Origin of the sequence: Streptosporangium sp. NPDC004379, from assembly GCF_042873875.1 — a bacterium.
Lineage (GTDB): Bacteria > Actinomycetota > Actinomycetes > Streptosporangiales > Streptosporangiaceae > Streptosporangium.
Window position 1 is genome coordinate 395,409 of record NZ_JBIAMC010000001.1, and the last position, 26,556, is coordinate 421,964.

At 73.1% G+C, this 26,556-nt stretch carries 26 protein-coding genes; 14 read left to right on the top strand and 12 right to left on the bottom strand.

The features are described 5' to 3' along the window. Positions 1-474: 474 nt before the first annotated feature. The 7 genes from ACFYSC_RS01655 to ACFYSC_RS01685 all read left to right on the top strand — a co-directional run bounded on the left by ACFYSC_RS01655 (position 475) and on the right by ACFYSC_RS01685 (position 8,207). The gene (locus ACFYSC_RS01655) at positions 475-2,013 is read left to right on the top strand and encodes a BTAD domain-containing putative transcriptional regulator (RefSeq protein WP_389955151.1); all 1,539 of its coding nucleotides are present in this window, start codon (positions 475-477) and stop codon (positions 2,011-2,013) included. Between the two features lie 2 nt (positions 2,014-2,015). Then, positions 2,016-4,112: a sensor histidine kinase gene (locus ACFYSC_RS01660; protein ID WP_389955153.1), complete on the top strand. Its 2,097-nt coding sequence runs from the start codon at positions 2,016-2,018 to the stop codon at positions 4,110-4,112. Positions 4,113-4,268: 156 nt separating this feature from the next. Next, a complete protein-coding gene (locus tag ACFYSC_RS01665) occupies positions 4,269-5,213 on the top strand; it encodes a hypothetical protein (RefSeq protein WP_389955156.1) in 945 nt (314 codons plus the stop codon). A gap of 101 nt (positions 5,214-5,314) precedes the next feature. Beyond that, the gene (locus ACFYSC_RS01670) at positions 5,315-7,099 is read left to right on the top strand and encodes an NAD+ synthase (RefSeq protein WP_389955157.1); all 1,785 of its coding nucleotides are present in this window, start codon (positions 5,315-5,317) and stop codon (positions 7,097-7,099) included. 70 nt (positions 7,100-7,169) lie between these two features. Further along, positions 7,170-7,511, top strand: coding sequence for a Scr1 family TA system antitoxin-like transcriptional regulator (locus tag ACFYSC_RS01675; RefSeq protein WP_389955160.1), 342 nt, complete (start codon positions 7,170-7,172; stop codon positions 7,509-7,511). After that, the gene (locus ACFYSC_RS01680) at positions 7,496-7,720 is read left to right on the top strand and encodes a DUF397 domain-containing protein (RefSeq protein WP_389955163.1); all 225 of its coding nucleotides are present in this window, start codon (positions 7,496-7,498) and stop codon (positions 7,718-7,720) included. Before ACFYSC_RS01675 ends, ACFYSC_RS01680 begins: the two co-directional genes overlap by 16 nt. 130 nt (positions 7,721-7,850) lie before the next feature. Beyond that, complete coding sequence (locus ACFYSC_RS01685) at positions 7,851-8,207, top strand: MmcQ/YjbR family DNA-binding protein (protein WP_389955166.1); 357 nt, start codon at positions 7,851-7,853, stop codon at positions 8,205-8,207. A gap of 27 nt (positions 8,208-8,234) precedes the next feature. Here ACFYSC_RS01685 and ACFYSC_RS01690 read toward each other — a convergent pair whose 3' ends face one another. From ACFYSC_RS01690 to ACFYSC_RS01730, 9 genes are all read right to left on the bottom strand, one after another. After that, positions 8,235-8,558 (bottom strand): cytotoxic translational repressor of toxin-antitoxin stability system, encoded by a 324-nt coding sequence (locus tag ACFYSC_RS01690; protein ID WP_362940542.1) that lies wholly within the window; start codon positions 8,556-8,558, stop codon positions 8,235-8,237. Between the two features lie 98 nt (positions 8,559-8,656). Continuing rightward, entirely contained in the window at positions 8,657-9,073 is a 417-nt protein-coding gene (locus tag ACFYSC_RS01695) for a prevent-host-death protein (RefSeq protein WP_389955169.1), read from the bottom strand. A 226-nt stretch (positions 9,074-9,299) separates the two neighbouring features. Beyond that, entirely contained in the window at positions 9,300-9,872 is a 573-nt protein-coding gene (locus tag ACFYSC_RS01700) for a TetR family transcriptional regulator (RefSeq protein ID WP_389956298.1), read from the bottom strand. Continuing rightward, complete coding sequence (locus ACFYSC_RS01705; protein WP_389955171.1) at positions 9,872-11,371, bottom strand: hypothetical protein; 1,500 nt, start codon at positions 11,369-11,371, stop codon at positions 9,872-9,874. The genes ACFYSC_RS01700 and ACFYSC_RS01705 overlap by 1 nt, the downstream gene beginning before the upstream one ends. Further along, positions 11,368-11,745: a hypothetical protein gene (locus ACFYSC_RS01710; protein WP_389955174.1), complete on the bottom strand. Its 378-nt coding sequence runs from the start codon at positions 11,743-11,745 to the stop codon at positions 11,368-11,370. The genes ACFYSC_RS01705 and ACFYSC_RS01710 overlap by 4 nt, the downstream gene beginning before the upstream one ends. Positions 11,746-11,930: 185 nt before the next feature. Then, the gene (locus tag ACFYSC_RS01715) at positions 11,931-13,928 is read right to left on the bottom strand and encodes a right-handed parallel beta-helix repeat-containing protein (RefSeq protein ID WP_389955177.1); all 1,998 of its coding nucleotides are present in this window, start codon (positions 13,926-13,928) and stop codon (positions 11,931-11,933) included. A 69-nt stretch (positions 13,929-13,997) separates the two neighbouring features. Further along, positions 13,998-14,618, bottom strand: coding sequence for a TetR/AcrR family transcriptional regulator (locus tag ACFYSC_RS01720; RefSeq protein ID WP_389955179.1), 621 nt, complete (start codon positions 14,616-14,618; stop codon positions 13,998-14,000). Between the two features lie 7 nt (positions 14,619-14,625). Next, on the bottom strand, positions 14,626-16,221 hold the full coding sequence (locus ACFYSC_RS01725; protein WP_389955180.1) for an MFS transporter: 1,596 nt from the start codon (positions 16,219-16,221) through the stop codon (positions 14,626-14,628). A gap of 277 nt (positions 16,222-16,498) precedes the next feature. Continuing rightward, entirely contained in the window at positions 16,499-17,704 is a 1,206-nt protein-coding gene (locus ACFYSC_RS01730; protein WP_389955183.1) for an MFS transporter, read from the bottom strand. 163 nt (positions 17,705-17,867) lie between these two features. Here ACFYSC_RS01730 and panB point away from each other — a divergent pair, with 163 nt between their 5' ends. Beyond that, complete coding sequence (gene panB, locus ACFYSC_RS01735; RefSeq protein WP_362940566.1) at positions 17,868-18,713, top strand: 3-methyl-2-oxobutanoate hydroxymethyltransferase; 846 nt, start codon at positions 17,868-17,870, stop codon at positions 18,711-18,713. 199 nt (positions 18,714-18,912) lie between these two features. Here panB and ACFYSC_RS01740 read toward each other — a convergent pair whose 3' ends face one another. Further along, positions 18,913-20,085, bottom strand: coding sequence for a trans-sulfuration enzyme family protein (locus tag ACFYSC_RS01740; protein WP_389955187.1), 1,173 nt, complete (start codon positions 20,083-20,085; stop codon positions 18,913-18,915). A 128-nt stretch (positions 20,086-20,213) separates the two neighbouring features. On the opposite strand from ACFYSC_RS01740, the gene ACFYSC_RS01745 reads away from it, so the two are divergent. From ACFYSC_RS01745 to ACFYSC_RS01760, 4 genes are read left to right on the top strand one after another with little or no spacing between them, the layout of a single operon-like run. Next, entirely contained in the window at positions 20,214-21,140 is a 927-nt protein-coding gene (locus ACFYSC_RS01745; RefSeq protein WP_389955190.1) for an ABC transporter ATP-binding protein, read from the top strand. 2 nt (positions 21,141-21,142) lie between these two features. Further along, positions 21,143-21,913, top strand: a complete 771-nt coding sequence (locus tag ACFYSC_RS01750) for an ABC transporter permease (RefSeq protein ID WP_389956301.1) — start codon at positions 21,143-21,145, stop codon at positions 21,911-21,913. A gap of 10 nt (positions 21,914-21,923) precedes the next feature. Continuing rightward, on the top strand, positions 21,924-23,174 hold the full coding sequence (locus ACFYSC_RS01755; RefSeq protein WP_389955193.1) for a sensor histidine kinase: 1,251 nt from the start codon (positions 21,924-21,926) through the stop codon (positions 23,172-23,174). Continuing rightward, positions 23,171-23,776, top strand: a complete 606-nt coding sequence (locus ACFYSC_RS01760; protein ID WP_389955197.1) for a DNA-binding response regulator — start codon at positions 23,171-23,173, stop codon at positions 23,774-23,776. Before ACFYSC_RS01755 ends, ACFYSC_RS01760 begins: the two co-directional genes overlap by 4 nt. Positions 23,777-23,894: 118 nt before the next feature. Here the strand turns inward: ACFYSC_RS01760 and npdG are convergent, their stop codons facing one another. After that, positions 23,895-24,560: an NADPH-dependent F420 reductase gene (gene npdG / locus ACFYSC_RS01765; protein ID WP_362940582.1), complete on the bottom strand. Its 666-nt coding sequence runs from the start codon at positions 24,558-24,560 to the stop codon at positions 23,895-23,897. A 129-nt stretch (positions 24,561-24,689) separates the two neighbouring features. Here npdG and ACFYSC_RS01770 point away from each other — a divergent pair, with 129 nt between their 5' ends. After that, positions 24,690-25,268, top strand: a complete 579-nt coding sequence (locus tag ACFYSC_RS01770; RefSeq protein WP_389955199.1) for a hypothetical protein — start codon at positions 24,690-24,692, stop codon at positions 25,266-25,268. A 137-nt stretch (positions 25,269-25,405) separates the two neighbouring features. Here ACFYSC_RS01770 and ACFYSC_RS01775 read toward each other — a convergent pair whose 3' ends face one another. After that, positions 25,406-25,585, bottom strand: a complete 180-nt coding sequence (locus tag ACFYSC_RS01775) for a hypothetical protein (protein WP_362940588.1) — start codon at positions 25,583-25,585, stop codon at positions 25,406-25,408. Between the two features lie 45 nt (positions 25,586-25,630). Between ACFYSC_RS01775 and map the strand changes: the two genes are divergently transcribed. Continuing rightward, positions 25,631-26,479 carry a type I methionyl aminopeptidase gene (map, locus tag ACFYSC_RS01780; RefSeq protein ID WP_389955202.1) on the top strand — a complete coding sequence of 283 codons (849 nt, stop codon included), beginning with the start codon at positions 25,631-25,633 and terminating at the stop codon, positions 26,477-26,479. Positions 26,480-26,556 lie beyond the last annotated feature (77 nt).

Consider the following 26,556-nt stretch of genomic DNA (forward strand, 5'->3'; position numbering starts at 1 on the left):
GTGCGCAGAGCCGGAGGGGTGACGCCGGAGGCGTGAGCGGAGCCGGAGGGGTGACGCCGGAGGGGTGAGCGGAGCCGGAGGGGTGACGTCGGAGCCGGCCCGGAGCGCCGGACCCGTCGCGAAACCGGCCCCGCGTCTCCCGCGCGCTCCGGGGCAGGTGGCGGGCCGCCGTACGGTCCCGTGAACACCGGCCCCTTCCCGGAGCGCGTTGAACCGTTGTTGATCCGATTGCTGTTCCCGCGCGGTACGGTCCCCCCGTCACGGAATGGAGGGTCGGGACATAGCGCCACATACTCGGTTATTTCACCCTTAGGGGGATTTTCCACTTTCAGGGCGGAGATCTGTGACCGAAGTGGTGCAGCCACCCACCTTGAATGTGCGGTTTCGACTACCGATGATTCTCTTCAGTCGGCGAACGATGGCAGGTGGAGCAGGTATGACCTTGGACGCGGTGGCTCTACGCTTACGCCTGAGATGCTGACGTTTCGGGCCCTGGGACCGTTCCAGGCACGCCATGACGGGGACCCCGTCGATCTCGGCGGGCAGCGCCAGAGGGCCGTGCTGGCCCGGCTGCTCGTCGCGGGCGGCCGCGCCGTACCGGTGAGCATGCTCATCGACGAGCTGTGGCCCGGTGAGCCCCCCGCCCAGGCCCTGTCCACCGTCCAGGGATACGTCTCGCGCCTGCGGCGCGCCCTGGAGCCCGGCCGCGCCCCCCGGGAGGAGGCGGTGGTCCTGGTCTCCGCCCCGCCCGGTTACGCGCTGCGCGCCGTCCCCGAGCAGGTGGACGCCTGGACGTTCGAGCGCGCGGTGAAGGAGGCGACGGGCGGGCCCGCCGAGGTGTGGGAGCGTCTGGGCCGGGCCCTCGCGCTGTGGCGGGGACCGGCCCTGGCCGAGTTCTCCGACCTGCAGTGGGCGGTGACCGAGGCGGGCAGGCTGGAGGAGCTGCGGCTGGTCGCGGTGGAGCGCCGCGCCGACGCGGGCCTGCGGCTCGGGCCGTCCGGTGCGCTGGTGGCCGACCTGGAGGCCCACGCCTCCGCCCACCCGCTGCGGGAGGAGGCCTGGCGGCTGCTCGCGCTGGCGCTCTACCGCAGCGGCCGGCAGGGGGACGCACTGGGCGCCCTCCGGCGCGCCCGCGCGCTGCTCCGTGACGAGCTGGGCCTGGACCTCGGCCCGGCCCTGCAGCGGCTGGAGTCCGACATGCTGTCGCAGGCCCCCCACCTGGACCTGCCGCCCGCACCGCCCGCCACAGGCGGATCTCCCGCTGCCGGAGGGTCACCGGGCCCCGGTGAGGCCCGGGAAGGCCGGGAGGCGCCGGTCTCCGCGACGGCCCCGGCGGAGGCGGACGGTCCGCGGGTGCTGCGCGTGGTGGTGGCCGACGACCAGGCGCTGGTCCGCACCGGCCTGCGGGTCGTGCTGGACAGCGAGCCCGGCTTCCAGCTGGTCGCCGAGGCCGAGGACGGCGAACGGGCGATCACGGCCGTCCGCGAGACCTCCCCCGACCTGGTGCTGATGGACATCCAGATGCCCCGGCTGGACGGCCTGACCGCCGCGCGGCGCATCCTGGCCGACGACGCGCCGCCGAAGGTGATCATGATGACCACGTTCGGCACGGACGACAACCTGTACGCGGCGCTGCGGGCCGGGGTGAGCGGCTTCGTGCTCAAGACCTCCGCCCCCGAGCAGCTCATCGGCGCGATGCGGGCCGCGCAGGCCGGGGACGCGCTGATCGATCCCGCCGTCACCACCCGGCTGATCGCCGCCTTCGCGGGGCGGACCGACCCCTCCGCCCCGCCCGCCCTCGCCGGTCTCGGCGACGCCGAACTGGACCTGATGAAGCTGGTCGCCCGCGGGCTCACCAACCGCCAGATCGCCGCGACCCTGTCGGTTCCCGAGCCCTCGGTGGCGCAGTCGGTGACCAGGCTCCTGGACCACCTCGGGCTGCACGACCGCGCCCAGCTCGTCGTCGCGGCGTACGAGTCGGGGCTGGTCAACCCCGGCGGGCCGGGCAGGTAGCGGTGGCCGGGCGCACCCGGCCCGGCGGCGGGCCGGACGACGGCGCCGGCCTGGCGGGCGGTTCGGGGACCGGGCGGCCCGCCCGGCGGGCGCTGCCCGTCTCCGTCCGGCGGATCGTCGCCGTCGTGTCGGCCGTCGTGTCCGTCACGCTCACCGTCACCGGCTACGTCACCTACCGGCAGCTCCCCCCGGGCTGGGCCGGGGACCTGCCCGCCACCCCGGAGATGTCGGTCGGCGTGACCTTCCCCCTGGTCGGAGCGTTCCTGCTGGCCCACCGCTCACGCCCGCCCACCGCCTGGCTGATGTGCCTGGGCGGGTTCGGCTGCGCGGTCAGCACCTTCGCCGGCGCCATGATGCTGCGCTCGGGCGCCGACGGCGCGATGGAGGCCGCCGGGTACTACCGCCATGTCTCCGGGCTCGGCTGGATCGCAGGCGGCATCCTGCTGGCCACCGTGCTGCCGCTGTACTCCCCCGACGGGCGGCTGCCCTCGCGGCGCTGGCGCCCGGTGGCGGCGCTGGCGTTCACCGTCATGGCGGCGGAGGCGTTCCGCTCGATCACCCGCCCGACCCCGCCTCTCCGGAACTACCCGCTGCCGAGGATCGTCCCGAACCCGTTCGCCGTCGAGGCGCTGGCGCCCCACCTGGAGTGGATGCTCCTGGCCTCGACATGGGCGATCAACGTCATGGCCGTCCTGGCCCTGGCCTCCCTGGCCGTCCGGTTCCGGAGCGGCGACCCGGTGCTGCGCCGTCAGATCGCCTGGCCATTAAGCACGTTCGGCCTGTACGTGGTGGTCCTGCTCGGCGGCCCCTCCTGGTGGCTGCCGGCGACCGTCCTCACCGGGCTGATTCCGGTCTCCATCGCCTTCGCCGTGCTGCGCTACCGGCTCTACGGCATCGAAACCGTCGCGAGCCGCGCCTTCGTGGCCGCCGGGCTGATCGCCGCGGTCAGCGTGGTCTACTTCGGCGCGGGCGCCGTGGCCGGGCTGTTCCTGTCCGACTACGCCCCGGTTGGCGGGGCGATCGCGGCGCTGTTCGCCGGCGCGGTCTTCCACCCGCTCCGCCGCGTGCTGCGGCTGTGGGCCGACCGGCTCCTGTACGGCACGCGCGGCGACCCCCGCGCGCTGACCGCGCGGCTGGCCGCGGAGGCCGCCCAGACGGAGCCGGTGAACGCGCTCGCCGCCATGGCCGCGGTGATCCGTGACGTGCTGAGCGTCACCGGGGTCGCGGTCGAGGTGGACGGCGCGGAGGGCAGACCGGCGGAGATCGGGCTGCTCGGCCCGGCCCCCCGGACGGTGCCGCTGATCTGGCACGGTGAGCCGGTCGGGCGGCTGCTGCTGGGCTCCCCCGGCCCCCGCCGGTTCGCCGCCGCGCACAACGACCGGCTCATCGCGGCGGCCACGCCGTACGTCGCGGACGTCGTGCACGCCGTACGGATGACCGCCGACCTGCGTCGCTCCCGCGAGCGCATCCTGAGCGCCCGCGAGGAGGAACGCCGCCGCCTGCGCCGCGACCTGCACGACGGGCTCGGGCACGCGCTGACCGACATGGCCATGTCGATCAACATGGCCAGGATCACCCTGCGCACCTCTCCCGACTCGGCCGACCTGCTGCTGGGCGAGCTGCGCGGCGCCATGGACACGGTCAGCCGGGAGGTCAGGGAGCTGGTGTACGGCCTGCGCCCGCCGACCCTGGACGAGCTGGGCCTGGCCGGAGCCGTGCGGGCGCTGGCCGCCGAGGGGGACCCCGAGGTGTCCGTGGAGACGGCGGGCGACCTGTCCGACCTGCCCGCCGCCGCCGAGGTGGCCGCCTACCGGATCGCCCAGGAGGCGCTGACCAACATCCGCAAGCACGCCGGGGCCCGGACCGCGACGGTCTCGCTGGCCCGCGGGGAGTCGCTGACGGTGCGGGTGCGGGACGACGGCAAGGGGCTGCCGGAGACGGCGCGCTCCGGCGTGGGCCTGCTGTCGATGCGCGAGCGCGCCGCCGAGCTGGGCGGGACGTGCGTGGTCGGCGTGGCCCCGGGCGGCGGCACCGTCGTGGAGGCCGTCCTGCCGCTCCCGGCGGGCCGCGAGCCCCCGGCGCCGGCCGGGCGGGCGTGAACCCTCCGCCGGAGCGGGCCTTCCCGGCCGGGCGGAGCCTTCGGCGCCCCGGCCTGGCGAGCACGGCCTTTCGGCTCCGCTTCCGGGCGGATGTGAACCTTCCGCGCCGCTCGGCGCTCTAACAACCAGCAGACGAACCGTTCCAAGGAGATCGTTGTGAAATACCGGACCCTGGTCGCCGGCGCCGCGCTCGTCGTGACCGCCCCCGCTCTCTCCGCGACCGCCCAGGCGTCCGCCGGGACGACCGCGACCACCGCCTCCGCGGCGGGTCCCGCGGCGGCCCCGGCCGCGGCCACCGTACGCGGCGTCTACTTCGACTACAAGGACGGTGGCGTACGGGTGACGGCCGGATCCGGCGGGCGGGCGGTGACCATCCCGTCGGGCGACGGTTCCTTCGTCGGCCAGTTCTCCGCGTCGCCGGACGGCGGACGCGTCGCCTGGATCGACGCCAAGGGCCGGCTGCACGTCAGGTCGGCCGCCGGGGACAAGGTCGTCGCCACCGGCGCGGCCTACGGCGGGCCGTGCGTGACCCCCGCCTGGAGCGCCGACGGCCGGCGCATCGCCTTCCCCAGGAGGGGCGACTCGGAAGCCGCGACGGTGGCCGCGGTCGGCGCCTCCGGCGGGCGGGTGACCGTGCTCGGCCGTACCCCCGGCCCCTGCCACCTGACCTGGTCGGCCGACGGCGGGACGCTCGCCGGCTACGCCGGGGACACCACCGGCGTCCACCTGCTCGACACCCGCACCCACCGCTCCCGCAAGGCGCCCGGCATCAGGCTCGCCAACCACGTGGGGAGCGTCTCGCCCGACGGGCGGCGGGTCGTGGTGCGGACGATCTCCGCGGACGCCCCGGGCGGAGACGGCTCCTGGCCCGTCTGGTACAGCCCGTCGATCTACGACACGATGACCGGCAAGAAGATCGCCATCCCGGTGAAGGGCAGTGCGCTCAGCGCCCACTACCTGCGCGACGGCCGCCTGGCCGTCCGGGTGAAGGGCGCCTCGGCCAACACGATCGTCGTCCTCGACCGCTCGGGGAAGGAGGTCCGGCGCGTCACCGAGCCCGCCACCGCGCGGAAGCTCGGCCTGCTCGGCGTCACCGGCTGACGGGTACGGGCCGCCCCCTTCCCCGGGCGGCCCGGGTAGCCCGCCGTCTTCCCCGGGCGGCCCGTCACCGCCTCCCGGGAAGCCGGGAATAGGGTGGGGACGTGGCTCAACTCCGTATCGCCCTCGCCCAGACCGACCCCGTCGTCGGTGACCTCGCCGGCAACGCGGACAGGCTCGTCGAGTGGACGAGGCGCGCCGCCGACCGGGGCGCGCACCTGGTGGTCTTCACCGAGATGTTCCTGACCGGCTACCCGGCCGAGGACCTCGTGCTGCGCAGCTCGTTCGTGGAGGCGTCGATCGCCGCGGTCGAGGACGCCGCCCGGCGGCTGGCCGACGAGGGCCTCGGCGAGATCCCGGTGGTCGTGGGCTACGTCGACCGGGCCGACCTGGCGCCCCGGATCGGACAGCCCAAGGGCGCCCCGCTGGACGCCGCCGCGCTGCTGCACCGCGGCCGGGTCGTCACCAGGACCGCCAAGCACCACCTGCCGAACTACGGCGTCTTCGACGAGTACCGCTACTTCGTGCGGGGCGATCGCCTGCCGATCTTCCGCCTGCACGGGGTGGACGTGGCGATCGCCGTCTGCGAGGACCTCTGGCAGGACGGCGGGCCCGTCTCGGTCGTGGCCGAGGCCGGAGCCGGGCTGCTGGTGGTGCCGAACGCCTCGCCGTACGAGAAGGAGAAGGACGACGTCCGGCTGGAGCTGGTCGCGAGGCGGGCGCGGGAGGCGGGCTGCGCCCTCGCCTACGCCAACCAGGTCGGCGGGCAGGACGAGCTGGTCTTCGACGGCGACTCGATCATCGTCTCGGCCTCCGGCGAGCTCGTCGCGCGGGCCGCGCAGTTCTCCGAGGAGCTCCTGGTCACCGACCTGGAACTGCCGGAGGCCCGGTACGGCGGGCTGGGGACGTTCCAGGTGGACGCCCACGACGGCACGGTGATCACGGTGGAGCGGGTGGAGCTGGCCGCGTTCCCCGTCGAGCCCTACGCGCCGCAGCCCCCCTCCGTGGCGCCGCGCCTGGACGACCTCGCCGAGATCTACTCGGCCCTGGTGCTGGGGCTTCGCGACTACGTCGCCAAGAACGGCTTCCGGTCGGTCATTCTGGGCCTGTCCGGCGGGATCGACTCGGCGCTGACCGCCACGATCGCCTCCGACGCCGTCGGCCCCGACCGGGTCCACGCGATCATGCTGCCCTCGCGCTACTCCTCCGAGCACTCGCTGAGCGACGCCCGGGAGCTGGTGGACCGGCAGGGGATCAACGCCCGGGAGGTGCCGATCGCCGACATCGTCGAGGCGTTCGAGAAGGAGATCGAGCTGTCCGGCCTGGCCGCGGAGAACCTCCAGGCCCGGGTGCGCGGCATGATCCTGATGGGCCTGTCCAACGAGCACGGCCACCTGGTGCTCACCACCGGCAACAAGAGCGAGCTGGCGGTCGGCTACTCCACCCTCTACGGCGACTCCGCCGGCGGCTTCGCTCCCATCAAGGACGTGCTCAAGACCCAGGTCTGGGAGCTGTCCCGCTGGCGCAACGCCCAGGCGGGCACCTCCGGCGACTTCCTGTACGGCTTCGACCGGCCGCCGATCCCGGAGAACTCCATCTCCAAGGAGCCGAGCGCCGAACTGCGGCCCGGCCAGCGCGACACCGACTCCCTGCCGCCGTACGACGTGCTCGACCGGCTGCTCGGCGACTACGTCGAGAACGACATGGGCTCGGCCCAGCTCGTCGCGGTCGGCCACGACCCGGAGCTGGTGGCCAGGGTCATCCGCCTGGTGGACGTCGCCGAGTACAAGCGCCGCCAGTACCCGCCGGGTCCGAAGATCACCCCGAAGAACTTCGGCCGCGACCGCCGCCTCCCCATCACCAACGCCTGGCGCGAACAGGCCCGCTGACCGGAAGCCCGGTGGCGGGCGGGTGGCCGGGGTAACGGGTGGACGTCTGGCTGTGTGGGTGGCCGGCCGCATGGGCGCCCCGCCATGTGGGTGGACGACCGGGCGCGACCAGCTCGCGGCGCTGCTCGCCGCGGCCGAGCGTAAGCACGTCTCCATCCAGGTCGTGCCGAAGGGCGCGGGCGCGACCGGAGGCGCGATCGCCGGTATGGAAGGAGGTTTCTTCATTGCGGGCGTCGAAGGAAGCCTGGATAGTGTGTTCGTGGAGTCCGCCGCCGTAGGACATGTGACGGACCACCCGCGTGACGTAGCGGTGCTCTGCAAGAGATACGAGGCAATCCGCTCGGTGGCCCTGCCCGCGCAGGCCAGCGCCGATCTGATCGCGAAGGTGATGACGAAGTGGCAGCAGACCTGACCGGCGCCGCCTGGCGCAAGTCCTCGCTCAGCGGCTCCAGCGGCGGCGAATGCGTCGAAGTGGCCGTCGTGGACGCCCCCGGATCCGGCACCGGCCCCCTCCACGTCCTCCGTGACTCCAAGGACCCCGACGGCCCCAAGCTCTTCCTCACCCGGGCCGGATGGGACGCCTTCGTCGGCGGCGTCAAACTCGGCGAGCTCGACCTCTGACCCTTGGTCGGTCCTCAGCGCTCCACCGCACGCCTCCCCGACCGGTCTCGCCGGAGGGAAGCGGCACGTGCCCTTCTGAGACGAAGTACCGGAAGCCGCGCCCTCTCCCCCGGTGAAGTACCGTCCGATCATGGATGACGATCCGCTGGAGTCCCTGCGCCGGCTCTGCCTGGCGCTGCCCGAGACCACCGAACGGCTCAGCCACGGCGAGCCGACCTGGTTCATCCGGGACAAGAAGACGTTCGTGATGTATGCCGACCACCACCACGGCGATCGGCTCGCCTTCTGGTGCGCCGCCCCTCCCGGCGTGCAGGAGGTCCTGATCACGCAGGACCCCGGGCGCTTCTTCCGCCCGCCGTACGTCGGCCACCGGGGCTGGCTCGGCGTCTATCTCGACGTCCCGCAGGACTGGGCGGAGGTCGCCGAGATCATCATCGACGCTTACCGGATCGTCGCCCCCAAGCGTCTGACTGCTCTCCTGGAGTGAGCGTGGAGATGGCTCAGTACCTAAATGTCACGTTCCATCGGCCCAGAAGGTGTGCAGCCTGGCGATGGCCTCTTCCCTGGTCATCTTCATGATCTCCGCCTCGGTAAGACCGACCCGCGCGATCAGCAAGTGGACGAGATCGGCGGGAAGCGTCTCCGCCGGTGCGGCAGGTATACCGCGGTCCGGACTCTCCCCTTCCCTGACGCATCTCCAGAACTCCTCCTCGGAAACGTTGAGCTGGTCCCGAAGGATGTGTGCCCAGAGGTTGCGGCCATAGGAAGTGCGATCAGGCGGATGAGAGATCCTGGTCCGCAGGATCCGGCCGTCCGGAAGGCGAAGTTCATAGGTCACGTGGTGGGTTCCTGAACGGCCCCGCGCGTCACGGACACTGGTCCATCCCTCTGCCAGACAGAACTTCTCGTGATCTTCCCTGGTAGCCGAAGGCCAGATCACGCCGCCTGCCCTGTCAGCCAGCGACGGAGTTCATCGTCATCGCTAAGGGCGATCAACTGGACCAGTCCCCAGTTGTCCCGGTGATTGGGCGCGTCAAGAAGATGATCTTGCCAGTCCTCGGCGTACTCGCGGAGAGCATCGATCATCTCGTTGATCGCCGCATTGAAGTCAGCGCCATCCGCCGCCACCGGAAGTCCGGGAATGAAAACAGACCAACCATCATCTTCGGACACCACCTCAGCACGGGACGGGGTCACCGTGGCCAGGAAATTCCGCAGACGCTCTGCATCCACAACGGCAGCTCTGACCGCGTCCCGACGGAGGGTGGCGGTCTGCCCACGCTCGGCCGCATCCAGAAGATCCTTCAGATGAGCGCGCGCCTCGGTATAGGTGTCGTAGTGCAGGGTCGTCATTGAACCTCCCATCCGATCCTCCCTTGGAATATCAAGTACGTCAAGTACGTCAAGTACTTATGTTCTCTCTAGGCGCTTCGCGGGATATCCCATCAAGTGCGCCCGGCCTCACGGTGATCGCACATCCACGTCTTGTGAAGCACCTCAGGAGCACTATGCATCGCCTGGTTCACCACGTCTCGAGTTCACCGGAGAAGACGAGACTGCCGTTCTCCGGCGGGCTCCGTCAGTGAGGCAGGGCGCGTTCCAGGTAGGCGCGGAGGAGGAGCTTGGTCTCGGTGATGTAGGAGGGGTCGCCGCCGGGAGACTCGCGGAAGGCGAGCTTGAGGAGCGCGTCGGCGGCCTCGACGGCGATGAGGAGGGTGCGGTTCAGGTCGCCCGCGCCGGAGAGGGGCCGATCGGCGAGGTAGCCGGCGAGGGAATCGGCCACCGCGCGGTTCTCGCCGAAGTCGATGACCGCGAAGCCCGGGACCGTGCGTTTCATCTCGACGTACTCGTCCACCACCAGGTCCACCATGTCGAGCCGGTCCACCGTCCCCGTGAGCCGCCGCTCGATCCGGGCCAGGAAACGTTCCAGGTTGCGCCGGGCCAGGGCGTCGGCCAGGCCGCGCTTGTCGCGGAAGAAGCGGTAGATCGAGCCGATCGGCACCTCGGCGCGGGCCGCCACCGCCCGGGTGCTCAGCGCGTCGTAGCCGCCCTCGTCGAGCAGGGCCGCCGCCGCGTCGAGCATCTGGTTCACCCGCTCCACGCTGCGCTGCTGGACCGGGTTTCTGCGTACGGAGGATCCCACGGCGTCCATCATGCCGCGAACAGCAGGATGAGCCCCCCGATGGTGTAGCAGACCATCAGGACCAGCAGCGGTATCTGCCCGGCGACCGCCCGCTCCGGAGGGAAGAGCCGTACGGAGCGGTCGTGGGCGGTGACCACGCCGAGCACGTGGCCGGTCACGATGGCCAGTACCTGGACGGAGGCGATCGTGCCGGGGCCCACCACGTCCGGATCCACGGTCCGGTCCAGGCCGAACGAGAGGATGACCGCCCGCTGGCCCTCGATGGCGAGGAGCGAGAAGTAGTGGGCGATCAGGTAGCCGACGGCGACGGGTACCAGCGAGTGGGCGAACATACGGGCCATGCCGCGCCCCCCGGTCACCCCGACTCCCCCGGCCGCATCCTCTCCTCCGGTCGCTCCGCTCCTGCCGGTCGCTCCGGACGTGCCGACCACTCCGTCCCCGCCACCCGCCGCGTCTCCCGTTCCTCCGGACGGCACGGGTACGGCGGCTCCGTTCCCGACCCGTCCGGCCCGGCCGATCAGGCCGGCCGCGGCGGTGCAGGCCCGGTAGAGGGCCGCCACGAGGCCGATCGCGGTGAGCAGGCCGAGCGTCCCGGTGACCGTACGGCCCAGCGGCCCGGCCTGCAGGAGGTTCACCCACCACGGGGAGTCGGAGAACCCGTCGTATCCGGTGGTGCCGAGCAGCACGCACACGACGGCGACCAGCCCAGGGGCCGGGCGCAGGCCGTCGAGCCCGTCGAGGGGGTTGCGCAGGACCAGCCTGCCGTCGTCCCTGCGGCCCAGGGGTGACAGGCGGCCGATCAGGGCGGAGTAGACCTCGAAGGCGTCGGCCCGGTCGAACCACCGTGTCCCGTACCGGAAGGCCGCGGCCAGGTGGGCGGCGCCGTACAGGGTGAGGAAGACGGCCAGCGTGACCGGTGCGGCGGGGGCCGGCGAGACCAGTTCCATCCAGGCGAAGGCGGTCAGGCCGAGCGCGGCGGGCCGGTAGCCGAACGGCGCGGGCCCCCTGTCCCTGCCGCCGAGCAGCAGGTGGATCGTGCGCAGCGGGTTGAGGAGCCGCCAGACGGGTCCGAGCAGCAGCGACGCCGGGATCAGTCCCGTCCAGAGGACGACGTAGACCAGGTGGGCGGCCGGGTTCCGGCCGGGGTCGCCGGGTCCGAGGAGCATCCAGGCCGCGGTGAAGGCGGCCCCCGCCAGCCCGATGATCCGCAGCGCCCATCGGGTCCGGGCCCCCTCGGGGAGCCGTACCGGCCGCCCGGCCGTCCCGCCGCGGAACCGGGAGTCGGCCCAGAGCAGGGCGAGCCCGAGGAACGACGCGAACAGTGCCGCGAACGCCCCGGCGAAGGCGTAGAACAGCGGGATCGGCAGGTCGTGCCTGCTTCCCACGCCGTGGGCGAGGATCCCGGCGGCAGCGTGGCGGGCCGACGGCAGGGCCACGGCATGGGCGAGGACCCCGTCGGCATGGTTGATCGGCGGCCCGGCCGTGACGTGGGCGAGGATCCCCGTCATCGGATGACGAGCTGGGTCAGGACGAGGCCGGACTCGTGGGTCTCGACCTCGAACAGCCCGACGCGGTCGGCGACGACGTCGAGGGTGACGGGCCGGCCCGGCTCCAGGCGGCGGGTGAGGTCGAAGCCGTGGACGTGGAGCTCGTCGGCGACGTCGGAGGTGACGACCAGGCGGATCGCCTGGCCCCTGGCGGCCTCGACGCGGCCCGGCGGCGGGGTCACCCGGCCGCCGGCGACCCTGATCTCGACGGTCGGCCCCTCGGGGGCGCCGTAGGCGTCGTACGGCGGGGGCGCGGTGGCCACGCTGTGGTCGGTGCCGGGGTTGTGGTGACCGGTGGAGACGTTGCAGGCGGCCAGCAGCAGGCAGGCGCCCACGGCCGCCGCCGCCCGCAGCCCCGATGACGGATTTCCCCGGTGACGCGCCGACCGCGCCCCCGGGGTCTCTGGCGTCTCCGGTGTCTCTGGCGTCTCCGAGGCCGGCGCGGGACGGGCCCACTCCCCCGGGGTCTCCTGAGCCGGGGCGGGACGGGCCCGCGCCCCCGGGGCGGACGGTGAACGCCTCACGCGGGCGCCTCCCCGGCGGGGATCGCCGTACGGCCCGGCCTGCGGGCGAGCAGGACGACGGCCCAGAGGATCCAGACCCCGCACAGCAGTCCGCGGATCCAGCCGGGGCCGACCGGCAGGAGCGGGATCATCACGACCGCCTTGTCGAAGGCGTCCGCCAGGGCGAGGACTCCGAGCACGACCGTGAACCGGCCGAACCCCCGGCTGCCGGTCCACAGCAGGCCCGCACCCGTCCACCACGCTCCCATCAGCGCCAGGGCGGCGGCGGGCAGGAGGGTGTATCCGTAGGCCGCGCCGAGGACGTCCAGGGTCAGGCCCGCGATCCCGATGACCGTGACGGCCAGGCCGGCCCGGGAGCGCAGCGCGCGGCGCCGGAGCAGGACCGCGACCAGGCCGAGCGCGAGGGAGCCGGCGAGGGCGAGCTGCACCTCGACCCTGGCCGGGCCCGCCGCGCCGTACCACTCGCAGCCCGCCGGGAGCCGCCGCTCGCGGATGCTGTAGTCGTTGCACAGGTAGCTCTTGGCGACCTTGACCGGTTCGCCGAGGATCCGGGACGGTCCGGCGGAGCCGCAGGCGGGCAGTGCCCACGGGGTGGAGGGGCCGGCGTCGTCCTGCCAGCAGTTGCCGGTGCCCTGACCGTCCCACGAGACGCCGGCGCCGTTGGGGCGGCTCGCGCCTTCGGGGGTGACGCCGAGGTGGTTGTCCTCGTAGAGGTTGTGGTGGGAGGTGTCGAACTGCTTGCCCAGGGCGCCTTCCCCGCGGATGAAGGCGGGCACCGCGAGGAGGTCGAAGGCCGCGGACTCGTGGCCCCAGATCCAGTTGTCACGGAAGACGTTCCAGTTGCCGCCCGCGGTGATGATCCCGGTGCCCCGGGGCATGCCGATCTGCGGGCAGACGACGCCCCGCTCGTAGCCGCGTTCGGCCGCGGGCCTGGCGCAGGTGCCGTCGGCGACGTACCGGTAGTAGTCCCGGTTGTTGTCGTGGATCCGGTTGCGCTCGAAGCGGGCGTGGTTCTGTGGCAGGCCCGGGTGCCCGGCGAACGCGCTGTCCATCGAGGCGCCGCCCATGTTGTCGTAGAACTCGTTGTCGTGGACGTACACCGAGTCGCCCGCGGTGCCCGAGTAGCCGACCATGTTGTCGTGGCTCCTGCAGCGCCGGATCTCGATGGAGTGGCGCGGCACGTCGTGGCCCCGGCCGTCGTTGATGTCCGAGGCGCTGCCCGGGTAGAGCCCGGAGTCGCCGTTGCCGTGCGATTCGCAGTCGGTGTAGAGGCCGTGGTCGCTGGCGAAGGTCAGGAAGCCGTACTCGTCGTTCCAGCGGGTGAGCATCGTGTCGATGACGAAGCCGTCGGCGGCCAGGATGTAGATCGAGTTGAACGTGGTCCGCTGGGCGGTGAAGTTGCGGAAGTAGATCCCGTTGGCCGTGTCGGCGCGGATCGCGTTGAGCTTCCGGTACTGGGCGTCGATGATCACGTCCGTCGGCTTCGCGCCGGTGCCCTCGATCTGCAGGTCCTTGATCCCGAGGATGGCGACCAGGTTCTGGTTGTGCGGGCACTGCCGCTGCTGCTCGTAGGAGAGGATCTGGTAGCCCCAGGCCGACCAGCGGGCGGGCAGGCGGGCGCAGGCGCCGGTGGGTTCCGGCAGGCTGGGCTCCTCCAGGTAGACGCCGGGCAGGATCGCGATGTCCGTCCCGGGCCGGTCCACCTTGTCCACCGCCTCCTGCAGGTGGCGGTACCCCTGCTTCTGGCAGCGGTCGAACAGTTCCAGGTTGCGCCGCCTGAGGTCGGCCGGGAAGTCCGCGATCCGCCTCTCGAAGTCGGCGCGGTCGCTCTTGCAGACCAGCAGGTCGGGTTCCCCGGTACGGTGCACCGGGACGCTGCCCGTGCCGTCGGGGAGCTTCACGGGGCGTTCCTCGTGGGCGAGGGCCGCGGAGGCGGGAAGCAACAGGACGAGGGCCAGCGCGACGACGGTCGCGGCCCCGCGTAACGGACGCATGGCCGCGAGAGTAGAACAATGTTCATCTTTTGCCCAGACCCGTTTTCCGGACCCTGTCCGGGGCCGGGCTCAGACGGCGGGGGCCAGACCGGCCAGGTGCTGGTCGACGATCCGCTCGGCGATGCCGGTCGCCAGCTCCTCGGACCCGCCGGACCTCGCGTCCCGCATGTACCACATGGCGGTACCGATCAGCGCCGCCATCGCGACGGGCAGGTCGAGGTCGGCGCGGATCTCACCGGTGGCCATGCCCCGTCGCAGCACGCCGGCCAGCACCTCCCGGCGCGGCTCGATCGTGGCCTTGCGGATCCGCTCGACGAGACGCGGGTGCCGCTCGGCGTCGTTCATCACGATGCTCATCACGCACCGGCTGCGCGCGTCGCACGCGTCGCGCACGACGACCTCCAGGTAGGCGACGAGGTCCTCGCGGACCGAGTCGCCCCGCAGCTCCGGCAGCGGCGACTTGAGCCGGGCCAGGGCGTCGACGCACAGGTCTTCCTTGTTGGCCCAGCGCCGGTAGATGGTGGTCTTGCCGACCCCGGCCCGGGCGGCGATCGCCTCGATCGACAGCTCGGCGATGTTCATGCCCTCGCCGATCAGGCCGAGGGTGGCGTCGATGATCGCCTGTTCCGCCCGGGCGCTGCGGGGACGGCCCGCCGGGCGGGCCGCTCGCGTCTCGTCAGTCGTGCTCATCGCACGTCTACACTACTGCCGGTTTCCTGCCGAGATCCCCCTCCCCGATTGCGGAGTCGGGGACGGCGGAGGAAGCGGGGGAAGCGGCCGCGCCGCCGTCGCCGGACGGCAGCCACCTGAGCGCCACCAGCGCGCCGATCAGCGCGATCGCCGCCGAGACCAGCGCGGTGACGTGCATGCCGTCCAGGAAGGCCGCCTTGGCGGGGTCCACCAGGGCCGCGCCGCGCGCGCCGAGGCTCTGGGCCGTGCCCATCGTGGCCGTCAGAGACTCGCCCGCGACCTCCCGGAGCCTCTCGGGCAGCCCGGCCAGCGCGGGGGCGATCTCGTCGCGGTAGGTCGCCGACAGCACCGAGCCGAGCAGCGCCACGCCGAGCGCGCCCGCGACCTGCCGGACGGTGTTGCTCATGGCCGAGCCGACGCCGGCCTTCTCCCGGGGCAGAGCCTCCATGATCGCGGTGGTCGCCGGCGGCATGATGTTGGCCATGGCCGCGCCCTGGACGAAGAAGACGATCTCGATGACCACGAGCGGCGTGTTCTGGTCCATCAGCGCGTAGGAGGCCAGCACGCCGGCCACGACGAGCATGCTCAGGGTGGCGGTCGGCTTGCCGCCGAAGCGGCGGACCATCCGCTGGCTGAGCGGGGCGAAGATGAGCTGGGCGGCGGCGAACGGGATCATCAGCGCGCCCGCCTGCAGCGGGGTGTGGCCGAGGACGATCTGCAGGTAGAAGACCAGGAAGAACATCGCGCCCATCATCGCGAAGAACACGATGCCGACCAGGCCGACCGCGGTGGCGAAGCGGGCGTCGCGGAAGTAGGTGACGTCGAAGGCCGGGTGGTCGATGCGGCGCTCGTACCAGACGAAGAGCGCCAGTACGGCCACGCCGAGAAGCGTCGGGACGAGCACCTCGGCGCTGGCGACGGTGGCCAGCTCGCCGCCCCGGATGATGCCGTAGGTGAGGACGACCAGGCCGACGACGGACAGCAGGACGCCGATCGGGTCGAGCCTGGACGGCCTGGGGTCACGCGACTCGGGCACGACCAGGGCGATGAGCACCATGGCGATCAGGACGATCGGCAGGTTGACCAGGAAGACCGAGCCCCACCAGAAGTGCTCGATCAGCAGGCCGCCGGTGATCGGGCCGATCGCCACGGCGAGGCCGACGCCGCCGGCCCAGACGCCGATCGCCTTGCCGCGCTCCTGCGGCGGGAAGACGTTGGAGATGATGGCGAGGGTCGCCGGCATGATCGCGGCGCCGCCGATCCCCATGAACGCCCGCGCCACGATGAGCTGGCCCGGGTCCTGGGAGTAGGCGCTGGCCAGCGAGGCGAGGCCGAAGAGGGCCATGCCGATCATCAGCATGCGCCGGCGGCCGGTGCGGTCGCCGATGACCCCGAAGGTGAACAGCAGGCCCGCGAAGACGAGCGTGTAGGAGTTGATCGCCCATTCCATCTGGCTCTGGGTCGCGCCGAGACCCTCCTGCGGGTCGGCGATCGTCTTGAGGGCGACGTTGAGGATCGTGTTGTCGAGGACGACGGCCAGGAGGCTGAAGACCAGCACTCCCAGGACCTGCCATCTCCTCGGGTGGCCGAGCTGCGGTTCCATGAGACCCCGTTTTCGATACGCTTGAGTTTCGCAACGCGACCGTATCGCTCGGCGTTCCGATACGCAACCGTTTCGTTTCGTATTTACCGGATGTCAATCCACCGGAAACATCCCGGCCCGGAGCTGCCCCTGACTCCGGGCCGGAGCCGGCCGGAGCCGGGCCGGAGTCAGGGCCGGAGTCAGGGCCGCCCGGAAGGACCCGCCCGCCGGGCCGGGACCGCCGCCCCGGCCCGCTCCCGGACCGCCCCGCGAGCCGCCGTCCCGGGGCGGCGACGCGTCACACGGCGGCCGCCACCGGCCGCTCCTCCGGGACCGCCTCGTCCGGCGTCCGCCGCCAGAAGGGCAGCGCGACCAGCACCATCCCCGCCGCCACCAGCCCGGCGGCGGCGAAGGCCCAGCCCGGCCCGCCGTGGTCGATGACCGCCCCGGCGATCGGGGACGAGGCGGCGCCGCCGATCAGCAGCGCCGTGCCGTGCAGGCCCATCGCCTCCCCCCGGGCGGCGGCCGGGACCCGGCGGCTGAGGCCCTCCACCGTGGACGACAGCCCCGGCGCGCACAGCAGGCCGGACGGCAGCAGCGCCAGCAGCAGCCACCACCAGTCGCCGCTCACCAGTCCCACCGGCACGGTGAGCAGGCCCATCCCGCCGATCAGGACCAGCGGCGAGGCCCCCCGGGGCAGCATGCCGTACACGAAGCCTCCGACCAGCGAGTACAGGCACCACACCCCGATGGCCAGGCCGCTCCACGCGGTGTCGCCGGCGTGCTTCATCGTCGCCACGAGGGCCAGCTCGCTGGCGGTCAGCACGAACGTCGCCGCCGCGGCGGTGCCGAGCAGCGCGACGACGCCGGGGGTCAGCCAGCGGCGGCGCGGGACCCGCTCCGCCGGGGCCGAGAGCTCCTCGACCGAGCGGGTCGGCGGGTTCAGCAGGATCAGGGCCGCGCCGGAGCCGGTCAGGCCGATCGCGACGGCGCACATCGTCCACGCGCTGCCCAGCTGCGTGACGCCGAGGACGCCGAGGGCGGGCCCGGCCATGTAGGAGAGCTCGACCATGATCGAGTCGAGGGAGAAGCCGATCCGGCGCTGGTGGGGCGGGACCATGGCCGCCAGGCACTGCCGGATCACGCTGAACACCGGCAGGGCCAGCAGCCCGGCCACCACCGAGGCGACGACCAGCACCGGGTACGGCAGCGCCCACGCCGACGACCAGAAGGCCAGCTGGGCGAAGGTGGTCACCACCAGCACCGGGCGCAGGCCGTACCGGTCGACGAACCGCCCGGCCAGCGGCGACCCGACCGCCATCCCCACCGTCGTGGCGGCGCCGGCCCCGCCCGCCTCCAGCCATCCCAGGCCGAGGGTGTTGTTGATGTGCAACGTCAGCGTGATGCCCGTCGCGGTGGACGGGATGCGGGCGATCATGCCCACCAGCAGCAGCGTTCGGACACCGGGAAGCGCGAACAGGCGACGGTAAGGTTCGATGACCATTTTTATTGCTTACCTCCGGGTGCATTCTGTCCTATGCCCCCGACAGAATCGCCACCGGATTACCCGGCGGGGCAGGGGTGTTGCACCTTCCGGAGCGCGTGCAATCATCGAAGACGTCCGGGGACGCCACTGGGGCGCCTCGAGACTTCACAGGGAGGCTCCCATGTCCTCTTCCGTCACGAGCCGGCCGACCGCCCTGTACGGCGGCCAGGCGGGACGAAGGGTCACCGTCCGCGACGTCGCCGCCGCCAAGGAACGCGGCGAGAGGTGGCCGATGGTCACCGCGTACGACGCGATGACCGCGAAGGTGTTCGACGAGGCCGGGATCCCGGTGCTGCTCGTCGGCGACTCGGCCGCCATGGTCGTGTACGGCTACGACTCCACGCTGCCGGTCACCGTGGACGACCTGCTGCCGCTGACCGCGGCCGTGGTGCGCGGGTCGTCGCGGGCCATGGTGGTGGCGGACCTGCCGTTCGGCTCCTACCAGGCGTCCCCCCAGCAGGCGCTGGAGACGGCCGCCCGCTTCATGAAGGAGGGCGGGGCCCACGCGGTCAAGCTGGAGGGCGGCCGGCGGGTGCTGCCGCAGGTCGAGATGTTGGTCTCGGCGGGCATCCCGGTCATGGCGCACCTCGGCCTGACCCCCCAGTCGGTCAACACCTTCGGCGGCTACCGCGTCCAGGGCCGCGGCCAGGCCGGCGACGAGCTGATGTCCGACGCCAAGGACCTGGAGTACGCCGGGGCCTTCGCCGTGGTCCTGGAGTGTGTCCCGGCCGAGCTCGCCGAGCGGGTCACCCGGTCGCTGTCGATCCCCACCATCGGCATCGGCGCCGGTCCCTCCACCGACGCCCAGGTCCTCGTCTGGCAGGACCTGATGGGCCTGACCCCCCGCCCCGCCAAGTTCGTCAAGAAGTACTTCGATCTCGCCGGGGAGATGGACCGGGCGGTCCGCGCCTTCGCCGACGAGGTGACCGGCGGGGCGTTCCCCACCGCCGAGCACACCTACCGCTGACGCGCTCCGGCGCCCCGGCGCACCCGTCTTCCCGGGTGCGCCGGGGCGTCACCGCGTCCGGGCCGGGATGCCGGGCGCGTCCGGACCGGGGAGCCGGCCGGCACGCTCGTCCACACCCCCTCCCCTTCCGGTTCACCGCGGTCGCGTCCGGCCGGGTCTCACGAGGGCGTCAGGAGCGAGGGCGTCAGGAGCGAGGGCGTCAGGAGAGGGCCTGGCGGAAGTCGGCCCAGAGGTCCTCGATGTGCTCGATGCCGACCGCGACCCGGACCGTGCCCTCGCCGATCCCGTGCCGGGCCAGCTCCTCGGCCGACAGCGAGCGGTGCGAGGTGGTCGCCGGATGCAGGATGAGCGTCTCGACGCCGCCGAGCGACGGGGCCAGCAGCGCCAGCCGTACCGAGCTCATGAACCGCTCCCCCGCGGCGCGGCCGCCGGCCAGGTCGAAGGAGAAGACGCCGCCGAAGTCCGGCAGCAGCTTGACCGCCAGCTCGTGCGAGGGGTGGGAGGGCAGGCCCGGCCAGTGGACGGCCGTGACGGCCGGGTGGTCCGCCAGGCGGGTGGCCAGCTCCCGGGTGTTGGCGCAGTGCCGTTCCATGCGCAGCGGCAGGGTCTGCATGCCGCGCAGCGTGAGCCAGGCCGCGAACGGGTCGGCGGTGGCGCCCAGCTCGACCGCGAAGTGCCACACCTTCCGGTACAGCTCGTCGGAGGCGAAGACCGCGACGCCGCCGAGGACGTCGGTGTGCCCGCTCAGGTACTTGGTGGAGGAGTGCACCACGACGTCGGCGCCGTGCTCCAGCGGGCGGCACAGGATCGGCGAGGCGAAGGTGTTGTCCACGACCGAGACCAGCCCGGCCTCGCGCGCCACGGCGCACATGCCGGGCAGGTCGGCGACCTGGGTGACCGGGTTGGCGATGGTCTCCAGGTAGACGGCCTTCGTCTCCGGCCGTACGGCCTCGCGCAGCGCCCCGGGGTCGTCCTCGGGCACGTAGGAGACCGTGATCCCGAACCTCGTGACCAGGTCGTTGATCATTCCGGCGGTGCCGCCGTACAGGGCCCGCTGGGCGATCAGATGGTCGCCCGGCTTGAGCAGCCCGAGCAGCACCGAGTTGATCGCCCCCATGCCGGAGGCGGTGGCCACGGCGCCGACGCCGCCCTCCAGGCCGGTGACGGCCTCCTCCAGCGACCGGACGGTCGGGTTGGACAGCCGCCCGTAGACGAAGGGGCCGTCCGGGCGGCTCATACCGTCGGCGAAGACGGACGGGTCGTCGAAGACGAAACCGGAGGTCTGGTAGATCGGCACCGCGATGGGCCGGCTGCCCTCGAGGGGCGGCTGCGGGTGGTGGACGACACGCGTCTCGGGGTGAAGCTCGCTCATACGACAAGGATGACCCGCGAAGAGGCCCGATGTCAGGTCCGGCTCGGCCCTCACGCCTCTCATGGCCTGCGGGGTATGTGTGAATTCCTCACTGTCGCCGGGCGCGGCCGCCCGCCAGGATCGGAGGCATGACAGCGATTCTGGTGGACGGGCTCCGCAAGCACTACGGGGACTTCGCCGCCGTCCGGGACGTCTCCTTCGACGTCTCGCAGGGCGAGGTCTTCGCCCTGCTCGGCCGTAACGGCGCAGGCAAGACCACGACCCTGGAGGTGCTGGCGGGCTTCGCGGCCCCCGACGCCGGCACGGTGCGCGTGCTCGGCCTCGACCCCGTCGAGGACCGCACGGAAGTGCGGCGGAGATGCGGCATCATGCTCCAGGAGGCCGGTTTCTTCCCCGACCTGACCGTGGCGCAGACCGTGGACGCCTGGCGCGACTTCGTCGCCGCCCCCCGGCCGCGCGACGAGACCCTGGAGACGGCGGGGCTGACCGGCAGGGCCGGCACGAAGGTGCGGCAGCTCTCCGGCGGGGAGAAACGCCGCCTGGACCTGGCCCTGGCCATCCTCAGCCGGCCCGACGTGCTCTTCCTCGACGAGCCGACCACCGGCATGGACCCCGAGGCCCGCCGCAACACCTGGGACGTCATCCGCGACCTCGCCGGACGGGGCACCACGGTCCTGCTCACCACGCACTACCTGGAGGAGGCCCAGCGGCTGGCCTCCCGTATGGCGATCATGGACCGCGGGGAGGTCGTGGCGAGCGGCGGCATGGCCGAGACCCTCGCCGCGCAGACCGGCCGGGTCGCCTTCGAGCTCCCCGCCGCGGTCACGCCGGAGGAGCTGCCGCTCCCGCCGTCCTCGGTGGAGGGCCGGACCGCGGTGTACCGGATCGCCGACCCCGACCTCGCCGCGCGGACCCTGCTGAACTGGGCCGCCGAACGCGGCCTGCGCCTGCACGGCCTGGAGGTCCGTACGGCGACCCTCGAAGACCTGTTCCTGGACCTCGCCGCGGACGCCGACGGGCACCCGGAGAACGAGCACGCGAAGGAGGTGGCGTGACCATGGCGGCGCGCGATCTGGTGACGGTGGCCCGTTTCGACGGCCGGCTGTTCTGGCGGGACCGGACGGCGCTGAGCACGTCCGTGACGCTCTTCCTGGTCCTGGGCCTGGGGTTGCCGGTGATGGTGGACCGGTTCCAGCCGGGCCATCCGGAGGTCGTGGCGGCCCAGCACCTCGGGATCCTGTCGATGCTGCTGGTCCTCGCGACGTTCGGCCAGACGGCGACCACCCTGACCACCCGTCGCGAGCAGCTCCTCCTCAAGCGGCTGCGGGCCACCGGGCTGGCCGACCGCGACATCCTCGGCGGCGGGATCCTCAACCTTGTGGCGCAGAACACCCTGCTGGCGACGGTCGTCTCGGTCGCGCTGTACGCGCTGACGAGCCTGCCGGTCCCGCGCGACCCGCTGCTGCTGGTGGTGGCCGTGGTCGCGGGCGCCGCCGTCCTGTGCCTGCTGGGCGCGGCGTTCACCCCGCTCGTCCCGCGCCCCGAGCTGGCGGGTGTCATGACGATGCCGTTCTTCCTGCTCGCGGGGGTCGGCGCGGGCGGTTTCGGACCGCTCACCGAGCTGCTCCCCGGCTGGGTGAGGACGCTGCTCGGCCTGCTGCCCACCGAAGCCGTCACCGACATCGCCCGGACCGCCTACGCGGCGGACGGCACCTTCGGCGGCGACCTCGCGGCGGCGGCCGGGCCCGCGCTCAAGCTCGCCGCCTGGGCGGCGATCGGGCTGTTCGCGCTGACCCGGTGGTTCCGCTGGGACCCCCGGCGGCAATAATCACCGTGACATGCGAATGACCCCCCAGCGCCTGGCCGTCGGCCTGGTCGTGCTGCTCTCTGCGGGTTTCACGGTCACGCCGGTGCTCCTGATGGTCCGCTACGGCGGGCCCGCCGCGGCCGCCGTGCTCTCCATCGTGCTTCCCGCCTTCTTCGTCCCCCACTTCCGGCACGTCCGCGCCGCCCTGCGCGGAGCGGAGCCGGGCGGCGTGACCGTCGGGCTCGTCGTGCAGACCGCCGCCGCCTACGCCCCGATGCTGCTCCTGCCGAACGACGCCGGGGGCTGGTGGTGGGGCGCCCCGAGCATTCTGCTCGGTTCGGTGCTGCTGCGCCTGCGGCCGCCGCTCGCCCTGGGGTTCCTGGCCCCCATGACGGCGGTCCACGTCGCCGCCGCGTGGAGCGCCGGGATGCCGGGCCTCAAGATCCTCTACGCCTTGCAGAGCGTCACCACCCTCTTCGTCACCGGCTTCGTGATCTACGGGGTGACCCGGCTGGTCGTGGTCAGCCGTGAGCTGGCGCAGGCTCGGACCGAGCTGGCCGAGGCCGCGGTGCTCCGGGAGCGGCTGCGCATCTCCCGCGACCTGCACGACGGCCTGGGCAGCAGCCTGACCGCCGTCGCGCTCAAGGGCGACCTGGCGCGCAGGCTGGTCGGGCGCGACCCCGCCGCGGCGGAGGCGGAGCTGGCCGAGCTGGTCGGCGTGGCCAGGGAGGCGGCGCAGGACGTGCGGCAGGTGGCGCGGGGCTACCGGGAGATGTCGCTGGCCGGGGAGGTGCACCGGGCGGAGGCGCTGCTGGAGGCGTCCGGGGTGACCTGCCGGACCGACCTGGCCGGCGTCGAGGTGGCGCGCGAGGTCGACGAGGCACTGGCCTGGGCGGTGCGCGAGGCCGTCACCAACGTGGTACGGCACAGCCGGGCGACGACCTGCTCGATCAGCACCTCCGCGCACGGCGGCGCCGTGCGGCTGGAGGTGGTCAACGACCGCGCCCGCGGGCACGCTACGGACGGCGGCGGGGACGCGGCGGACGGCGGCGGGCTGACCGGCCTGCGGGAACGGGCGTCGGACCTGGGTGGCTCGGTCGCGGCCGGACGCGCCGGCGACGGGTTCCGGCTCGTCGTGGAGCTGCCCGCCGTACCGGGGACGCGGCGGGGACGGGCGGACGAGGACCGACGGGCGCGGAGCGGCCCGGACCCGGCCACCGGGGGCGGAGACGCCGCGGCCGGGGGTCCGGAGACGACGGGGGAGACGGCGGTGACGACGTGATCAGGGTCCTGCTGGCCGAGGACATGCACATGATCCGGGCCGCGCTCGGGGCGCTGCTGCGGCTGGAGCCCGACATCGAGGTGGTCGCCGAGGTGACCCGCGGCGACGAGATCGTCGGCGCGGCCCTGGAGTCCCGGCCCGACGTGGCGGTGCTGGACATCGACCTGCCCGGGATCGACGGCATCACCGCCTCGGTGGAGCTGCGGGAGAAGGTCCCCGGCTGCCGGGTCCTGGTGCTCACCGCGATGGGACAGCCGGGCCAGGTCCACCGGGCCCTGGCCGAGGGCATCGAGGCGTTCCTGGTCAAGGACGCCCCCGGTGACCGGCTGGCGGACGCGATCCGGCGCACCGCGCGGGGGCTGCGGGTGCTGGACTCCGAGCTGGTCGCCTCGGCGCTCGCGTACGGCGCGAGCCCGCTGACCCCGCGCGAGACCGCCGTGCTGAAGGAGGCCGCGCGGGGCGCCCCGGCCGAGGAGATCGCCGGGCGGCTGCACCTGTCGGCCGGGACGGTCCGCAACTACCTGACCAACGCCGTCTCCAAGACGGGCGCCCGCAACAAGGTCGACGCCATCCGGATCGCCGAGGACGCGGGCTGGATCTGAGGGGCCGGGCCCCTTCTCCGCCCCGCCCGTCGCGCCACGCCCGGACGGGCCCCGGGACATCAGGGCGGGACCGGGCCGGCGGGACGACCGAGGGAGGCCGTACCGGGCGGGCCGCCCGTCAGACGTCGGTGACCCGGAAGCCCGCGTGGGCCTTGTAGCGGCGGTTGATGGAGATGAGGTTGGCGGTCAGCCCCTCGACCTGGCGGGCGTTGCGCAGCCGCCCGCCGTACACGCCGCGGGCGCCCGGGATGCGGCTCGCCAGCGCCTGGACCGTGTCGGTGGCCTCGCGGTCGTCGCCCAGCACGAGCACGTCCAGATCGATCCGCTCCACCTCCGGGTCCAGCAGCAGGACGGCGGAGACGTGGTGGAAGGCGGCGACCACGCGGCTGTCCGGCAGGATCGCGGCGGCCTGCTGGGCGGCGCTGCCCTCCTCGACGTCCAGCGCGTAGGCGCCCCGCTTGTCGAAGCCCAGCGGGTTGACGCAGTCGACCACGATCTTGCCGGCCAGCTCGTCCCGCAGGGACTCCAGGGTGGGCCGGTGCCCCTCCCACGGGGTCGCCACGATCACCACGTCGGCCTCGGCCGCCACGGTCCGGTTGTCGGCGCCGCGGGCCGTACCGCCGACGCTCTCGGCCGCCTCCCCGGCCCGGCCGGCGTCGCGCGAACCGATCAGCACGGTGTGACCGGCCAGGGCGAACCGCCGGGCCAGGCCCCTGCCCTGGTCGCCGGTGCCGCCCAGGATGCCGATCGAGATGCCGCTCACGTCCGGGATATCAGTGCTCACTCGTCACTCCTCATGATCGTCGGCCGGCCGGGGGCCCGGAGGCGCCCGGCCCCGCCACATGTCCAGATCATGCCAGGCGCGTCCGGCGATCTCCCGGCAGGACCCCGGCGGCTGGTGCACGATGATCTGATGGACGCACGGTCGGTCGCCCTTCTGCGCGACATCCTCGGCTCGACCGGCTGGGTGGAGCGCACCCGCGCGCTCGGCCTGGCCCTGCGCACCACCCGGTCCCCCGGCGGCCTGCTGGTGGTCGGCACGCCCGCCGGGGAGCCCTGGCACCTGGCCGCGCACCTCGGGGACGAGGCCCGGCTGGCGGGGATCCCGCAGCTCGCCCCGACGCTGGTGCGCTGGGACCCGCCCCCGGGCGCGCCCGCGCACCTGCGGATCGGGCTGGAGCGGATCGAGGCGGCCCGGCGGGGCGAGACCCTGTTCGTGGTGACCGAGGACCGGGCCCCCGAGGCGCTGCTGGAACGGGTCGGCGACGCCCGCCGCACCGGCGCGACGATCCTCGCCCTGGACGGCGGCGACCCCGACCTGGAGGGGCTGGCCCACGAGGCGCTGGCCGTCCCCGAGCGGGCGCCGCTGTCGTTCGACGGCGCCCAGCACCTGGTCAGCATGGCCGCGGGCGAGACCGGCCGGCGGCCGGGCCTGCGCGAGCGGCTGGCCCGGCTGCTGGAGAGGGTCAGCGGCCCCCAGGTGGCCGACTGACGGCGCGACGGCCGCCACCCGGCCGGCCTTCCCCGGCCGGGCCGCGCGTCCGCGCGGTCACCGCCCCGGGTCCGGCCGCCGGCCCCGGACGCGGCCGGCCTCCCGTTCGGCCGTCGGCCCGGGACGCGGCCCGCCGTTCAGTCGTCGTCCCAGGCGCGGTCGGCCTCCCTCCACTCCTCGTTGCGGTCGGCCGCGGTCTTCAGCGCGCCGGCCGCGGCCTCGCGGGTCTCGTAGGGGCCCATCCGGTCCTTGTTGGGACAGCCCTGGTCGGGCTCGACCGCCATGTGCTTCAGGCAGAACCACCACTGATCGCTCATGGGGGCAATCCTGCCCAGCGGAAAGCCCAACTAGACTGGGGGACCATGACGACACTGCTCCAGCCCGGACGGATCTCTCCCACCCGCAAGGTCCCCTCAGGCATCACGCGGCCGGAGTACGTCGGGAAGAAGACCCCCAGGCTCGGCGAGTCCGACGTCAAGACTCCGGAGATCATCGAGCGGATGCGGGTGGCCGGAAGGCTCGCCGCCCAGGCGCTGGAGGAGGTCGGCCGGCACGTGGCGCCCGGCGTCACCACCGACGAGCTCGACCGGATCGGCCACGAGTTCCTCTGCGACCACGGCGCCTACCCCAGCACCCTCGGCTACCGCGGATATCCCAAGTCGCTGTGCACCTCGGTCAACGAGGTGATCTGCCATGGCATCCCGGACGACACCGTGCTGCGCGACGGCGACATCGTCAACGTCGACATCACCGCCTTCATCGGCGGCGTGCACGGCGACACCGACGCCACCTTCCTGGTCGGCGACGTCGACGAGGAGTCGCGCCTGCTGGTCGAGCGCACCCGTGAGGCGACCGACCGCGCCATCAGGGCCGTCGCCCCCGGCCGCCAGCTCAACGTCGTGGGCCGGGTCATCGAGGCCTACGCCAGGCGGTTCGGCTACGGCGTGGTCCGCGACTTCACCGGCCACGGCATCGGCACCACGTTCCACTCCGGCCTGATCGTGCCGCACTACGACGACCCGTCGCTGGCGGTCACGCTGGTGCCGGGCATGACGTTCACCATCGAGCCGATGCTGACCCTCGGCACCATCGAGTACGACGTCTGGCCGGACGGCTGGACCGCCGTGACCAAGGACCGCAGGCGGACCGCCCAGTTCGAGCACACCATCCTGGTCACCGAGACGGGCCGCGAGATCCTGACCCTGCCCTGACGGCCCGAGACCCCGCCACCCCCGCCGTACGGCGCTGCCTGCCCTGACGCCTGAGGCTCTGACGCCCCCGCCGTACG

Bases quoted from the DNA above. Each gene is read 5' to 3' on its own strand.
- ACFYSC_RS01715 (WP_389955177.1), bottom strand. From the start codon at position 13,928: ATGCGTCCGTTACGCGGGGCCGCGACCGTCGTCGCGCTGGCCCTCGTC.
- ACFYSC_RS01770 (WP_389955199.1), top strand. From the start codon at position 24,690: ATGGACGCACGGTCGGTCGCCCTTCTGCGCGACATCCTCGGCTCGACC.
- ACFYSC_RS01730 (WP_389955183.1), bottom strand. From the start codon at position 17,704: ATGGTCATCGAACCTTACCGTCGCCTGTTCGCGCTTCCCGGTGTCCGA.
- ACFYSC_RS01720 (WP_389955179.1), bottom strand. From the start codon at position 14,618: ATGAGCACGACTGACGAGACGCGAGCGGCCCGCCCGGCGGGCCGTCCC.
- ACFYSC_RS01700 (WP_389956298.1), bottom strand. From the start codon at position 9,872: ATGGACGCCGTGGGATCCTCCGTACGCAGAAACCCGGTCCAGCAGCGC.
- ACFYSC_RS01675 (WP_389955160.1), top strand. From the start codon at position 7,170: ATGGGCGCCCCGCCATGTGGGTGGACGACCGGGCGCGACCAGCTCGCG.
- ACFYSC_RS01755 (WP_389955193.1), top strand. From the start codon at position 21,924: ATGCGAATGACCCCCCAGCGCCTGGCCGTCGGCCTGGTCGTGCTGCTC.
- ACFYSC_RS01745 (WP_389955190.1), top strand. From the start codon at position 20,214: ATGACAGCGATTCTGGTGGACGGGCTCCGCAAGCACTACGGGGACTTC.
- ACFYSC_RS01725 (WP_389955180.1), bottom strand. From the start codon at position 16,221: ATGGAACCGCAGCTCGGCCACCCGAGGAGATGGCAGGTCCTGGGAGTG.
- ACFYSC_RS01695 (WP_389955169.1), bottom strand. From the start codon at position 9,073: ATGACGACCCTGCACTACGACACCTATACCGAGGCGCGCGCTCATCTG.
- panB (WP_362940566.1), top strand. From the start codon at position 17,868: ATGTCCTCTTCCGTCACGAGCCGGCCGACCGCCCTGTACGGCGGCCAG.
- ACFYSC_RS01750 (WP_389956301.1), top strand. From the start codon at position 21,143: ATGGCGGCGCGCGATCTGGTGACGGTGGCCCGTTTCGACGGCCGGCTG.
- ACFYSC_RS01775 (WP_362940588.1), bottom strand. From the start codon at position 25,585: ATGAGCGATCAGTGGTGGTTCTGCCTGAAGCACATGGCGGTCGAGCCC.
- ACFYSC_RS01655 (WP_389955151.1), top strand. From the start codon at position 475: ATGCTGACGTTTCGGGCCCTGGGACCGTTCCAGGCACGCCATGACGGG.
- ACFYSC_RS01740 (WP_389955187.1), bottom strand. From the start codon at position 20,085: ATGAGCGAGCTTCACCCCGAGACGCGTGTCGTCCACCACCCGCAGCCG.
- map (WP_389955202.1), top strand. From the start codon at position 25,631: ATGACGACACTGCTCCAGCCCGGACGGATCTCTCCCACCCGCAAGGTC.
- ACFYSC_RS01685 (WP_389955166.1), top strand. From the start codon at position 7,851: ATGGATGACGATCCGCTGGAGTCCCTGCGCCGGCTCTGCCTGGCGCTG.
- ACFYSC_RS01705 (WP_389955171.1), bottom strand. From the start codon at position 11,371: ATGACGGGGATCCTCGCCCACGTCACGGCCGGGCCGCCGATCAACCAT.